Here is a 13,618-nt window from a genome sequence, read left to right as displayed (position 1 = left end):
TTGGACGCGTCCCGCTTTTGCTTGGGGCCCGGCGGGCGCTGCCTGCGTTTGGCCTATCGCGCCCCCGCGCGTTCCAGTTGCGCAACGATTTCCGCCTGCCCTTTCTGGCGCGCGTGCCGCAGCGGCGTCACGCCTTCACGATCCGCCAGGTTCACGTCGGCGCCCGCCCCAATCAGCAAGGCCACGATTGCCTGATGCCGGGGGCCGCCGTCGCCCAGAATGATGGCTTCCAGCAAGCCCGTCCATCCCAGCCGATTGACGTGATCGGGCTTGGCGCCCGCTAGCAGCAGCGTTCGGACGACTTCCACGTGCCCGCGCTCGCAGGCAGGAATCAGCGCGGTGCCGCCGTAACGGTTGGTGCTTTGCAGGTTCGCGCCGTGGCGCAGCGTCAGCTCGAGAATCTCGCGATAGCCTTGCGCGCCCGCCAGCAGGTAGGCGCTGTCCTGCATGCCGTTTTGCGCGTTCACGTCGGCACCGGCTTCGATCAGCACGCGCGCCGCCTCCACGTGGTTGCCCTGCGTGGCACGCAGCAATGCCGTGTTGCCTTGCGCATCGCGCCCGTCCGGCGGCACGCCTTGGTCCAGCAATTCGCGCACGCGCGCGGCCTGGCCCTGGCCGGCGGCCTCGCGCAATTGCGCCACAGGGTCCACAGCGGCGCGCGCCTCGCCCGCCGGCACGCCCATCGCCCCCGCCGCGCCCAATGCGCTCAGCGCCAAAACAAAACAGGCCCGCCAGTGTTTGATCGTTGCCATTGCCGGTATCCTCCCGTCTGAATCGAGGACCGATTATGGACAAGCCCCTGGCGAATGGGAAATCGATGGCGTGCCATGGACGGTGCAATACGGGGGAAACACGCCGCTGTCATGATTGGATACCTTTAGATCGCCGCAATACGGCCCGCCCATGACCCTCGACTTTGCTTCCCGCCTGACCCTGAAACCCCTCGCGCGCCTGCTGGCCGTGGCATTGCTGCCGCTGGCCCTGGCCGCCTGCAACGGCAGCGACGACAACGACGACGCGCCCGCCTCACCCATCGTCAGCGCGCCTCCCGCCGTCGATCCCACGCCGGACCCGACCCCGGCCCCCGACGTCCCCGCCCGCAACACCGCCTACCTGAATGCCAAGGCCGGCGACGTCATCCAGGTCACCATCGACGCCCTGCACCCCACGCAGGCCGCCATCGGCTACGACCAGATCTACTACAAGCTGGGGCGTTGGCAAGGCGACTTCAACCGCTTGTGGGCCGGCGATGCCGCCCGCCAGCTGGACTACCTGGATCGCACCGTCGGAAAGAAGTTTGACGACTACTGCGAGGACATGGGCGGTGTGGAACGCGCCGAGAAATTTGCCGACCTGGCCGTCGCCCGCGCCGCGCGGCTGGACCAACCCGCCACTTTCGCGTGCAAGGACGCGCCGGGCACACACGCGGAAAACCTGAAAACCGTGGTGGTGGGCTGGGACGGCAATCTGTACCTGACCGACGGCCATCACACGTTTTCGTCACTGCGCGAGATCTTCGATGGCGGCCCCAAGCTGCCGGTCTGGGTCAAGGTGGACGCCAACTACAGCAGCCTGCCGACGGCCGCCGCGTTCTGGCAACGCATGGTCGACGAACGCCGGGCCTGGCTGCGCGATGGCCAGAACCAAGCCATCACCGTCGACCAATTGCCCAGCCGCCTGGGTCTGGCCAGCGCCGACGAAGCCGGCGGCATGCAGGAAGACCGCTATCGCTCGCTGGTTTACTTCACCCGCGACATCGCCTACCAGAACGGCAACCTGCCCGAGTTCGCGGAATTTCTGTGGGGCGACTGGCTGCGCCGCCAGGTGGCGGCCGGGCAACTGCCGGCGCTGGACCAATACAAGACGGCCGCGCCCGCCACGCCCGCGCAAATTCTGGCGGCCAGCACGCTAAGTTCCACGCTGGTTCCCGGTGGCGCCAACGACAGCTATGCCGCTGCCGTGCGCGATGCCTCGCTGAAAATGGGCGCGCTGGCCGACACCGATATCGTGTTCGACGACCGGCAGGCGCAAACGCTGGGACGCATCCCCTTGGCGGCCAACGTGGCGGCAGGCGTATCCATCAAGAGCCAACGCGACACGCTGGAAGAATTGCCGCGCGTCGATGTCAAAGCCGACGGCTCGCCGCGCAACGCCGGGAAACTGTGGTTTGCGGTGAATTACCGCAACTGCGGCAAACCGGCGGCCGGCACGTGCTGGGGCTGGTAGGTTTTTTTTGCACGATTCGAGTATCTTGTGCGTCTTCTACGACCCTTCCGAGACTCCGTTATGTCCATCGAGCCCACCGTCAGCCCCAACACCGCTCCCCACGCCGACGCCTTCCTGCAATTTTTGGTCAACCTGGTCAACAACGGCGGCCAGCTTGAGAGCATTGGAGTAACGCTGCAAATGGGCGGCATGCTGGTATCGGGGTCTATCGTGTCGGGCGCGGAATATTTCGACCGGTTCGCCGCCAGCTTCACGGGTTCGCTCGACATGCTGGACGCCGACGCCCGTGACGCGGTGCACCGCTCGCTGGCTGAACTGGGGGATGTGTTTCGCGTGCCGCAGCCGGCCGACCCGCTGCCCAACTACATCCACTTGACCGACGCACTGTTCTTTACGGCCGATGGCACGCCCATTGCCGGGCAGCCCACGCTGTGGCGCGGCCGGACGAGTTCGGTGGATGGCTTCATCCTGGGCCGGCTGCAATCCGAAACGGGCAACTAAGCCAGCAACTAAGCTAGCTTTCCGCCACGCCTGCGAAGCGCGTGGTGGACGCATTGAACGAGCGCCACGCGTTGCTGTCGGCGTCTAGCCAGATGCCAAGGCATTCGGCGCTGAGCGGGGCGGATAAGGCCGCCCCGCGAAACAGAAGGTCGCTGTGCAGGCGCATCCACGCAAAATCGCGGATGTCTTCCACGCCCCCTGCCACGACTTGCAGGTTGGCGCACCAGGCGCGCTCCATCAAGGTGAAGAAGCGGCCCTGCAAGGTACGGTTTTCGGACAAGCCCAGCGGCACCTGCACATGCAGGCCGTCGGCGCGCAAAGCGCCATTGCCGGTGTCCTTGCCGCGCAAGACTGAGGGAAGCAGTCGCGCGCGCAGCCGCGCCTGGAATTCCGGATACCGCGACAGCACATCGGCGTGGTCCGACAGGCGGTCGGTCAAGGGCAGGGTGAAGGTGATGCGCTTTGCCGGCATCAACAGGGGCGCGGCATCGTCGTAGCGCGCGTACTTGTTGACCCAGATGGCGTTTTCCAGCACGCCGATGCCCAGCTCGGAGCACAAGCGTTCGGCCAGGTCGCCATGGCCACGCACATCCAGCGCATGTTCGAATGACAATTCGATCGGGGTTTTGAATTGCTTGAAGAACGCCACGCCGGCCATCAGGCTGGCGCCCAGGCCCACGGGGTTCAGGCTGCTCCATGGTGACGGCCGGCAGCGCCCCATCACCGCGTATTCGTGGACTTGCCCCTGTGCCGTGAACACGGGCTGGAAGCGCAGCACGACGGACTCTTCGGACAGAGCCCAGGAACGGGCGTCGTCTTTCATGGCAAGACCCGATCGATGGGGTGCGCGGGGGGGCAGAGCCGGGTCAATATCATGCTGTTCTCGATTAACGTCTAAGCGCCGTGTTGAGGCATGCCGTCGGTGTAAAAATGCGCCGGGGGCAGCTTCTTGGCGAAGTCGGAATCCCACAGATAGTGCCCAACGCTTCCCAGCAAAAGAACAAGAAATTTCTCAAACGCCGGGACTTCGCACTTTGAGATTCTTCTTATTCACTGGGTAAGCAGGTGTTTCTACCATGCGTCAAATGCTGGTAGAAGACCATGGCGCTCCCGCCCTAGAACCCCTTGCCGCGCCGCGCGCCGCCTCGCTGTTACTGCACTTTCTTGCAGTGGCGCTGCTCGTCTGTATCGCGGCGGGTGCCGCCCTGTACCTGTACTGGGCGTTCAGCAACGTAGTGTCCAACTACCGGCGCCACATGAACGCCGCCGCCTACGAAGCCCAGCATTTTTTCGACCAACGCGAATCCCTGCTGCGCTCGATATCCGCGTCGGCGGTGCGCAACACCAATCAGGAACCCATCAGCAAGACCCCGTCGCATTTCGGCAAGACGGGGCAGATCGAAGTGCTGCCGCTTCAGGAAGGCCCCGACGCCTACGATTGGGCGCTGGTGCTGACCCCGCGCGACCTGCGCCGCGTGGCGCAAGCCAACACGCGCATCGTGTACAGCGCGGTGCGCCACGCAAGCACGGTGCCCGTGGCCTCGCACGACCAGCCGGGCACACCCGCCATTCCCGCGTCCATCCAGCAGTGGCTGGCGCTGACGCTGGCCGATGTGCAGACCCGTGCGCCCACCAACGGCCTGCCGCCCATCGTCTGGCTGCATCCGCCGCAGGACACGGTCAAGCGCCTGTTCCTTTTCACGCCGCTTGATGCCGTACACCCCGAGGCGGCATGGATCGGGCTTGAGGTCCAGGGTGTGGATTCCGCCGTGAACGCGCCGCGCACGGGCGCGGGCGACTACGTGCTGTTTGATGAGTTGAGCCGGCCGGTGCTGCGCAGCGCCGGCGCGGGCGCCACCAGCCAGGCCTTGCCACACACCACGCGCGAAGATGCGTTCGGCCTGCAAGGACAGGGCTGGTTGCCTGAATACCTGGTGCTGAGCAAGTCGGTGGGCGATGACGGGTGGCGCCTGGTCTACTACGCGCCCATGCGCCACGTGCTGCGCGACAACGCCATTGCCTTTCAGACGGCGGCCATTGCCTCGCTGCTGCTGATCATCACCGTGATTCTGCGCGTCCGTTATATCCGCCGGCGTCTGGTGCTGCCCGCGCTGCGCCAATACGAGGCCCTGGCCGACAGCGTGTCGCTCAACCGCAAGCTGATCGAAGTCGCGCCGGTGGGGCTCTGCCTGCTGCGGCGCTCGGATCGCGCGGTGGTGTTGTCCAACGACATGGCGCGCCGCTGGTTCCAGGGCACGCCGGGCTGGCGTACCGAAATCCTGTCCGCGCAGGGCGATGAAGCCGGCCGCGAACACCGGCTGAACGATGGCCGCACCGCCTACCTCAGCTTCGCGCCCACCACGTATCGGGGCGAAGCGGTGGTGCTGTGCGGCATCAGCGACATTTCGGCGTTAAAGCGCATTGAACATTCATTGCTGCAAGCCAAGCGCGACGCCGAGGCCGCCAACCAGGCCAAGACAGTCTTCCTGACCACGATGAGCCACGAAATCCGCACCCCGCTCTACGGCATTCTTGGCACGCTGGAACTGTTTTCATTGACCCGCGTCAGCGGCCAGCAGGCGCAGTATCTGGAGACCATCCAGCAATCGTCCGCCACGCTGCTGCGTACCATCAACGACACGCTGGACCTTTCCCGAATCGAGGCTGGGCATACTGTGCTGGAACGCGCGCCTTTTTCACCCGTTGAGCTCCTGAACAATGTCGTGGCCAGCTTCGCCGCGCGCGCGCATGCCAAGGGCGTGCGCAGCTATGCCGTGGCCGACCCGGACACCCCCGCCGCCGTCATCGGCGATGCCACGCGCATCCGCCAGATTCTCGACAATCTTGCCAATAATGCGATCAAGTTCACGGATTCCGGGCAAATCGTCTTGCGCCTGAAGGTCAACAGCCGCACCCGCGACAGCGTCGACCTGTGCTTTCAGATTGCCGACACCGGCGCGGGCATCGCGCCCGAACATCAGGCGCGACTGTTCGAACCCTACTACCAGGTGGACGCCGACAACTGCGTCACGTTGCCGGGCACGGGGCTGGGCCTGTCCATCTGCCGCAGCTTGTCGGACATGATGAACGGCCGTCTCAACGCCGTCAGCGAGCCCGGCCTGGGCACCAGCATCACCTTTGAAATCCGGCTGCCGCTTGCGCCCGAGGCGCTGGACGCGGTGTCGCCCGAGCTCTCGGGCACGCTGGTCTACGTCCAGGGCGCCGTCCCTGAAATCGTTCATAACCTGTGCGACTGGCTGCGCCGCTGGGGCGCGGTGGGCCTGCCCTACCCCGCCGGCGGCGTCACGTCGGGCGAGCCCGCCGTGCTGGTGCAGGCGTGGCCGCACGCGCAGAAAATCGGCAACTGGATCGGGCCGCAAGTCATTCTGCATCCGCCCGGCCTGCGCCCCCGCGTGGAAGACAGCCACCGCAACTGGTTCGCCAGCGCCTACAGCCTGGGCAGCATCAACCACGGGGTGCGTCTGGCGCAGGGCGGCGCGGCGCGCAGCACCGCCTTCGATCCCAAGGCGCCGCTTGAAGTCCTGGGCCTGCGGATACTGGTCACGGAAGACAACCCCATCAGCCAATTGATCCTGCGCGAACAACTTGAGCACATGGGCTGCACGGTGGTGCTGGCCGGCAACGGCCAGGAAGCGCTGAACCTGCCCGACCTGATGTCGTTTGACGCCGTGCTGACCGACCTGAACATGCCGCTGGTCGACGGCTACGAGCTCACCCGCATTCTGCGCAAGCGCGGCTTCGACAAGCCCGTGCTTGGGGTCACGGCCAACGCGTTTCCCGACGAGCAGCGCCGCGGCATCAATGCCGGCATGACCAGCCTTCTGGTCAAGCCATTGCCGCTGACGGTCCTGCGCCAAACGCTGCAATCGGTTAAAGAACTCCGGAGTTGACGATGTTATCCGTGTACAAGGTCTTGGTCCTGGACGACCATGCTTTCCAATGCGCGCAAATGCGCGGCCTGTTCCTGGAGGCCGGCTTCGACCATGTGGACATGGCGAATTCGGCGCAGGAAGCCCTGGAAAAATTTCGGACGCATTCTTACCAGTTGGTGTTGATGGACCTGAACATGCCCGGCATGGACGGCGTGCAGTTCATCCATGAACTGGCCCGCCTGCAATGCAACCCCATGCTGGCCATCACCACCGCCTGTTCGCGCCGCATCATGAACAGCGTCAGCCTGATGGCCAAGGAAAAGGGCTTGTCCGTGATTGCCGCCTACACCAAGCCTGTCACGCGCGAACACGCGCTGGCCCTGGCCAAGCGGTTGCGCAATCAGCAGCAGGACGGCGCAAAATCGCCCACGCTGCCCGCGCCGCCCACCCCGCTGTTCGAGCGGCGTACCCTGGAAAAAGCCCTGGCGGCCGGCCAGATTCAGGCGTGGTTCCAGCCCAAGAAGGCGCTGGCCACCGGCAACATCGTAGGCGCCGAGGCCCTTGCCCGATGGCATCACCAGGAAATCGGGTTCATGCTGCCGGCGTCGTTCCTGGGCGCAGTGCGGCATCACGGCCTGGACCACGCCCTGCTTATCCGCATGCTGGACGACGCCTTGACCGCCTATATCGGGTGGCGAGGCCTGGGCTTCCGGATGCCGGTTTCCGTCAATTTGCCTACCCGGCTGCTGGACGAACCGGACTTGCCTGACCAGCTTTACAATCTGGTCGCGGATCGCGGTGTGCCGTTCGAAGACGTGACGTTCGAACTGCTGGAAGACGAAACCACCTCGATTCCCGGCCACTACTATATGGGCGCCAGCCGGTTGCGCCTGAAAGGTTTCGGGCTGGCTCAGGATGACTTCGGCAAAGGCTACAACTCGATGTACACCCTGATTTCCACGCCGTTCACCGAACTGAAGATTGACCGCGCCTTTGTCAACGGCGCCGCCCAAGACCATGTGCGGGCCGCCGCCTTGCTCTCATCGGTGCAATTGGGTCGCCAATTAGGGCTGCAAGTGACAGCCGAAGGCGTCGAAAGCACGAAAGACCTGGAGTTTTTACGCGAAATCGGCTGTGATTTCGCCCAAGGCTTCCTGATATCCGCCGCCGTCAACGCCCACGACTTCACGGATCTGCTGGCCGACGAGCCCCGGCCGTATGCCACTCACCCGCTTTAGGACTCTTACCCGCGTATGCAGGAAACGCCGTTTAGCAGGATTGCACGCACTTCACGACGGCTGAATATCGCGCTGTTCGGCATCCTGCCCATTGCTCTTATCTTGATCGGCGCGCTGCTGTGGGGCGCCCAGCGCATCATCAAGCAGGAAGAAGACCGCCTGTTGATGGACTTCGCCGTGTTGGTGGGGTACATCCACGAACAAGAGCTTTTCCTGAAGCAGTTCAGCAAAGAAAGCCAGCGCCTGGATGGCCGGCCGCCGGTCGACCACACCGAGTTGTCCACGCCCCTGGATTCCACCCGACCGGGCATGCGCGTCTATCGCGGCCAGCACGCGCTGGTCGCCATGCCCTTTTCGCTTTTCTGCGCCTATCCGGCCGAATGCCCGGTCGCCGACAGCCCTGTGCCCGCGGCCGCGGGCTACTTCGCGGACTTCTACAGCACCTTCTGGGCCAATTCGTACTTTCCCGCCGCCGCGGCCTTCCTGGTCAACCGCAGCGACAGCGTGGGCGTCGCCGTACCCGCCATCAACGTCAAGCCGGGCTACGGCGAACCGCTGGTGGAAGACACCCTGCTGCTGGTCAACGATGCCGTCCGGACGCAGCTTGCCAAGGGCGGTGACGACAAGGCATCCGCAACCTTGAACGCGCCGGCCTCTGGCGTGGGCACGGCACACGCCGAAATTCGCTGGTTTCCGCCCGCCGGGCTACCCGACCGCATGGTGGGCATGATGCCGGCGGGCCTGACCGGGTCCGCCTGGGCCAACCGCGCGGGCGGGCAGCCCGATTTGTATGTGGCCACTTTGTTCAGCCGGCGCCGCATCAACATTTACGATCGCGCGCTGCCGTCTATCCAGTACGACGGGTTCTGGCTGTCGCATCGCGACATCGGCCTGATGATCGGCGACGGCCCCGTGCCCAACGTTGACCACAGCGGCCTGCGCGCCACGGCGGGAGGGCTGATCCTGCAAGTGTCGGACCCCACCGGCATCTGGACGGCGCGCTACCGCGTCACCTACCGCAATTTCTTCGAAGACAACCTGTGGCTTCCCATCAGCGCCGCGCTGATGTTGCTGTTGAGCCTGGCGGGCGGCATCGGCTATCAGCGCTGGTACACCCGGCGCGTGATCGAGCCGGCGCAAAGCGCCCACCGCGATATCGCCGAAAGCGAGGAATTCAACCGCACGCTGATCCAGACGGCTCCCATCGCGCTATGCGTGCTGGCGCGCGCCAATGGCGACGTGCTGTTCGCCAACAGCCTGGCGCTGGAATGGCTGGGCGCGGCCACCGGCCAGGGCCTGCGCGATTCGCCCGCTGCCCGCCCCTTGCTGGACCAGGTGCTGAACGCGTCCCAGCCCGGCAATATCGAAACCTTTCACGCCGACGACGGCCGGCCGCTGTACGTGGCCTATTCGCCCACGCGCTACAAAAAGCAGGACGTGGTGCTGTGCGCCTTTGCCGACATCAGCGCGCGCGCCGAAATCGAGCGCGCGCTGGCGCAGGCCAAACGCGACGCCGATAAGGCCAGCGAAGCGAAATCCACCTTCCTCGCCACCATGAGCCACGAAATCCGCACGCCGTTGTATGGCGTGCTGGGTACGTTGGAACTGATGGGCATGACCGAACTGAACGCCGAACAGCGCCAGCACCTTGAACGCATCCAGAATTCGTCCGTGATCCTGTTGCAGTTGATCAGCGACATCCTGGATATCACCAAGATCGAATCCGGCCAGCTGGCGCTGGAATCCACCTTGTTCCGACCGCGCGAACTAGTGGAAAGCTGCACGCGGTCATTCGCCGCGCTGGCCCGGCAAAAAGGGCTGCTGCTGTTTGCCAGCGTGGACGATTCGGTGGCGCCCTGGGTCACCGGCGACCCCGTGCGCATCCGGCAGATCCTCAGCAATTTGCTCAGCAACGCCATCAAGTTCACCGAATCGGGCCATGTCATCGTGCGGCTGCGCGGCGCCGAGCGCGCCGATGGCGCACAGGTGCTGACGCTGCAAGTGGTGGACACCGGCATCGGCATCGACAAGGAAGACCAGGCCCAGCTTTTCAGCCCCTTCTACCAGATCGACAGCGCCAGCCACACCGTGCGCGGCGCGGGCATCGGGCTGTCGATCTGCGCGCGCCTGGCCAAGCTGATGGACAGCGATATCCGGCTGACCAGCGAACTGGGCCTGGGCAGCAGCTTCTCGCTGGACCTGGCGCTACAGCCCGCCGACGGCCCGCCCATCGACGAGCCCGACCTGCGCGGCATCCGCATCGTGGTCCGCAGCCCGCACCGCGAACTGACCGACAACGTCTGCCAGTGGCTGGCCCGCTGGGGCGCGGTCGCCCAGCCCGCGCCCACGCCCCTGGGCCCCGGCGAGGCCGACGACGTGCTGCTGGACATCTTGGGCGATTCCGAAGCGCCGCCCGCCAACTGGATCGGCCATTTCCTGTCGGCCGGCGACCCGCGCGAATCCGCCACGGGCATGCCGGTGCAGGTCGACGGGCACGACCTGGACAGCATCGGCTTCGGCATTTCGCGCCTGTTGCGTGGCGACCCGCCGGTGCCGGCCGAACCCGCCGCCAACGCCCCCCTGGAACCCCTGAACCTGCGCGTGCTGGTCGCCGAGGACAACCCCATCAACCAAGCCACCTTGCGCCATCAGCTGGAGCAGCTGGGTTGCACCGTGACGGTAGCGGGCAACGGCGCCGAAGCGCTGTCGATGTGGAACATGGCGTACTACGACGTACTGCTGACCGACGTCAACATGCCCAAGATGAACGGATACGAACTGACGGGCGAGCTGCGCACGCGCGGCTTTGCGCAGCCCATCATCGGCGTGACCGCCAACGCGATGCGCGATGAAGAAGCGCGTTGCATGGCCGCGGGCATGAATTCGTGGCTGGTCAAACCCATCGAATTGAGCGCGCTGCGCCGCCACTTGGGCGGCATCACGCCGGCGCAACCCGATACCGCCGAGCCCTCGCCCCCCGAAGAACCCGAGGTGCCCGCCCCCGCCGACGCCTTGCCGCCCGAACCGCTGGTGCCCGCCAAGTACCGCCGGCTGTTCCTGGACACGATGGACAGCGACCTGAACAATCTGGATCAGGCAATCGCCCGCCGCGACGTTCCCGCCGCGTTGCAGACGATGCATCGGATGCGTGGCGCGCTGGTGATGGTCAAAATGACAACACTGTCATCTGATTTTCAAGCGATCGAGGTCAAGCTCAGGCGCGACGGCGGTGACGATGCCGTGTTCCAGGAAACGGTCAGGCTGATGCAAGCCCTGAGGAACCTGCTGGCTCAAGTCTGAGTCTTGGTACAGAATGAGCCCGATCACCCCCACGTTCACCCCACGGCGCCCCAGAATGGAACGACTTAGAATTGTCCTCGCCGACGATCACCCGCTGGTGCTCGCAGGCATGCGGGATCTGCTGGAAAAGGATCTTAGCGTTGAAGTCACCGGCCTGCTCGACAGCCCGACGGCGCTGGTCGACCACCTGACCCACGACCTTCCCCATGTCGTCATCACCGACTATTCCATGCCCGGCGACGAAACCTATGGCGACGGCATCCGCCTGGTCAAGTTCCTGACGCGGCGGTTTCCCAAGACCCAAGTGGTGGTGCTGACCATGGTGTCCAACCCCATGATCATCTCGGCCATGTACGACGCGGGGGTTGCCGCCGTCGTGCTCAAGCGCGACAACCTGGCTGAAATTGTCACGGCGCTGCGCACGCTGCAAGCGGGGCGCAAGTACTATCCTCCTGGATTCCAGCGCGATGGCACGGTGGATTCGCGCAGCAAATTCATCGGCGAACGCATCAACAGCCTGTCGCCCAAAGAGTTCGAAGTGCTGCGCCATTTCATTCGTGGTGAATCCATGATGCAGGTGGCCGAGACACTCAAGCGCAGCGTCAAGACCGTCAGCGGACAAAAAATATCCGCCATGCGCAAGCTGAACGTGCAAACCGACCAGGAACTGGTCGCCTTCTGCGTGGAAAGCGAAATATTCCAGTAGGCAAACCCGAGACAACACGCATGACGCAAGACCTGATTCACACCGCGGCCGGCCAGGACGTGGACCGCAACACCATGCAGGCACTGATCGAACAAGCGGCGGGCCAGCCGCTGTCATTCGAAGACTGCGACTTTCAACACGCTGATTTTTCCCGGCTGGACATGCGCGGCGCGCGCTTCACGGGTTGCGCCATCGCGGGTGCGTCGTTTCAGGGCGCCACGCTGGCCGACACCACCTGGCTACGCTGCCGGGGCGGCCAGGCCAACTTTGCGTCGGCGGACGCAAGCGACGCGGTTTTCCAACACTGCGACCTGAACAACGCCAACTGGCGCCGCGCGCGCCTGGCCGCCGCCCGCTTCCAAGGCTGCAAGCTGACCGGGTCCGACTTCGACGGCATCGCCTGCCTGGGCTGGAGCCTGGAAGAATGCCTGCTGGTCGGCGCGCTGCTGCGCGCTGTGTCGTTTCGCAAATCGAACATCATGCAGCTGGACTTTTCCGACGCGGATCTGGCCGGCAGTGATTTTCGCGACACCGTTTTTCACGGCGGCAGCCTGCGCAATGCCAACCTGAAAAATGTGCGCTTCGAAGGCGCGGACCTGCGCGAAGTGGATCTGAACGGCATCGACCTGACCGCCGCCGCCAGGTTGGCCGGCGCCACCATTTCCAAGACGCAAGCGGCGGCGTTGCTGGCGGAATTGCGCATCAGCGTGATCTAAGCGGTGATCCAAGCGCAACGCAGCGCGCTGCCTACCCGCATCATGGCCGGCGGCGCGCAAAGCGCTGTTCCACCACCACGCTGCCCCACTGCCGGCCTTCGGATTCATCCGTCAGCACAAAGCCCGCGTCGTCGTACAAATGACGCGCGGCGTCCAGCCCCTTGAAGGTCCACAAATAAGTTTCGCGGTAGTGCGCGTCGGCAAACGCCAGCGCGCGCGCCAGCAGCGCCCGCCCCACGCCCATGCCGCGCAGCGCATCGTCCACGATGAACCAACGCAGATGCGCCTGCCCTGCCGCGACGTCGCCGTCGATGACGATGGACGCCAGCGTGCGCCCGCCCGGCCCGGCTTCGGCGTATCGCCACATACCCTTGCCGCGATCGGGCAGGGTTTCGGCAAACGCCGCCAGCTCCGTTGCCACCTTGCGTTCAAAGTAGACGCCAAAGCCCGATGCCCGTGCGTAGTAGCGCGCGTGCAGGCTGGCAATGTCGCCGATGCAACCCGGCCCGTAGCCTTCGACGATCAGCTCGTCGATGGCCAAGGCGGCCGGCGCCACGTTCGGGTTTTCGCGCGATAACGCATCCGCATACAGCGACATGAAGCGGATCAGCGATTGCTGGTCGTCAGGCGTCATCCGGCGCAGCGCGTGCGATACCTGATCGGTGGCGAATTGGTCGATGCGCACGCGCAGCGCCAGCCCGGCATCCGTCAGTGTCAGCTTTGAGGATCGCGCATCGGCGCTATCGACCTCGCGTGCCACCAGCCCGGCGGATTCCAGCTTGGCCAGTTGCCGGCTGGTGTTGGACTTGTCCAGCCGCAGAATGACCGCAAGGTCGCGCGCCTGGATGCCCGGCTGCAAGCCGATTTCGATGATGGCGTGCACGGCCGACGGGGCCAGTTCGCTGCCCGCCAGCGACGTGCGCATGAAGCCGAGTTCGCGTACCAGTTTGCGGGAAAACTCCCGCAGGTCGCGGATGGTCTCCTCGCGGGATTGAGGGGGAAAGTCGGTCAGGTCCATGGCACGCCCCACTTAACAGT

10 protein-coding genes are annotated in these 13,618 nt (G+C 65.0%); 7 read left to right on the top strand and 3 right to left on the bottom strand.

Annotation, left to right across the window (positions count from 1 at the left end; translation table 11 throughout):
• Positions 1–53: 53 nt before the first annotated feature.
• A complete protein-coding gene (locus V6F88_RS18215; RefSeq protein ID WP_442880337.1) occupies positions 54–752 on the bottom strand; it encodes an ankyrin repeat domain-containing protein in 699 nt (232 codons plus the stop codon).
• A 151-nt stretch (positions 753–903) separates the two neighbouring features.
• Here V6F88_RS18215 and V6F88_RS18210 point away from each other — a divergent pair, with 151 nt between their 5' ends.
• On the top strand, positions 904–2,226 hold the full coding sequence (locus V6F88_RS18210) for a ParB/Srx family N-terminal domain-containing protein (RefSeq protein ID WP_332611222.1): 1,323 nt from the start codon (positions 904–906) through the stop codon (positions 2,224–2,226).
• A gap of 60 nt (positions 2,227–2,286) precedes the next feature.
• Entirely contained in the window at positions 2,287–2,727 is a 441-nt protein-coding gene (gene gvpU / locus V6F88_RS18205) for a gas vesicle accessory protein GvpU (protein WP_332611221.1), read from the top strand.
• Between the two features lie 13 nt (positions 2,728–2,740).
• Here the strand turns inward: gvpU and V6F88_RS18200 are convergent, their stop codons facing one another.
• A complete protein-coding gene (locus V6F88_RS18200; RefSeq protein ID WP_332611220.1) occupies positions 2,741–3,550 on the bottom strand; it encodes a hypothetical protein in 810 nt (269 codons plus the stop codon).
• Positions 3,551–3,803: 253 nt separating this feature from the next.
• Here V6F88_RS18200 and V6F88_RS18195 point away from each other — a divergent pair, with 253 nt between their 5' ends.
• From V6F88_RS18195 to V6F88_RS18175, 5 genes are read left to right on the top strand one after another with little or no spacing between them, the layout of a single operon-like run.
• Entirely contained in the window at positions 3,804–6,638 is a 2,835-nt protein-coding gene (locus V6F88_RS18195) for an ATP-binding protein (protein WP_332611219.1), read from the top strand.
• A 2-nt stretch (positions 6,639–6,640) separates the two neighbouring features.
• Entirely contained in the window at positions 6,641–7,858 is a 1,218-nt protein-coding gene (locus tag V6F88_RS18190) for an EAL domain-containing response regulator (RefSeq protein WP_332611218.1), read from the top strand.
• Between the two features lie 15 nt (positions 7,859–7,873).
• On the top strand, positions 7,874–11,158 hold the full coding sequence (locus V6F88_RS18185) for a hybrid sensor histidine kinase/response regulator (protein WP_332611216.1): 3,285 nt from the start codon (positions 7,874–7,876) through the stop codon (positions 11,156–11,158).
• Positions 11,159–11,213: 55 nt separating this feature from the next.
• Positions 11,214–11,864: a response regulator gene (locus tag V6F88_RS18180; RefSeq protein WP_332611214.1), complete on the top strand. Its 651-nt coding sequence runs from the start codon at positions 11,214–11,216 to the stop codon at positions 11,862–11,864.
• 20 nt (positions 11,865–11,884) lie between these two features.
• A complete protein-coding gene (locus V6F88_RS18175) occupies positions 11,885–12,580 on the top strand; it encodes a pentapeptide repeat-containing protein (RefSeq protein ID WP_332611212.1) in 696 nt (231 codons plus the stop codon).
• A gap of 40 nt (positions 12,581–12,620) precedes the next feature.
• Here V6F88_RS18175 and V6F88_RS18170 read toward each other — a convergent pair whose 3' ends face one another.
• Positions 12,621–13,598, bottom strand: a complete 978-nt coding sequence (locus tag V6F88_RS18170) for a MarR family winged helix-turn-helix transcriptional regulator (protein ID WP_332611210.1) — start codon at positions 13,596–13,598, stop codon at positions 12,621–12,623.
• Between the last annotated feature and the right edge of the window lie 20 nt (positions 13,599–13,618).

Source organism: Achromobacter sp. ESBL13 (assembly GCF_036668755.1).
Taxonomy (GTDB): domain Bacteria; phylum Pseudomonadota; class Gammaproteobacteria; order Burkholderiales; family Burkholderiaceae_B; genus Achromobacter.
This window is presented reverse-complemented; position numbering and strand designations above follow the sequence as displayed.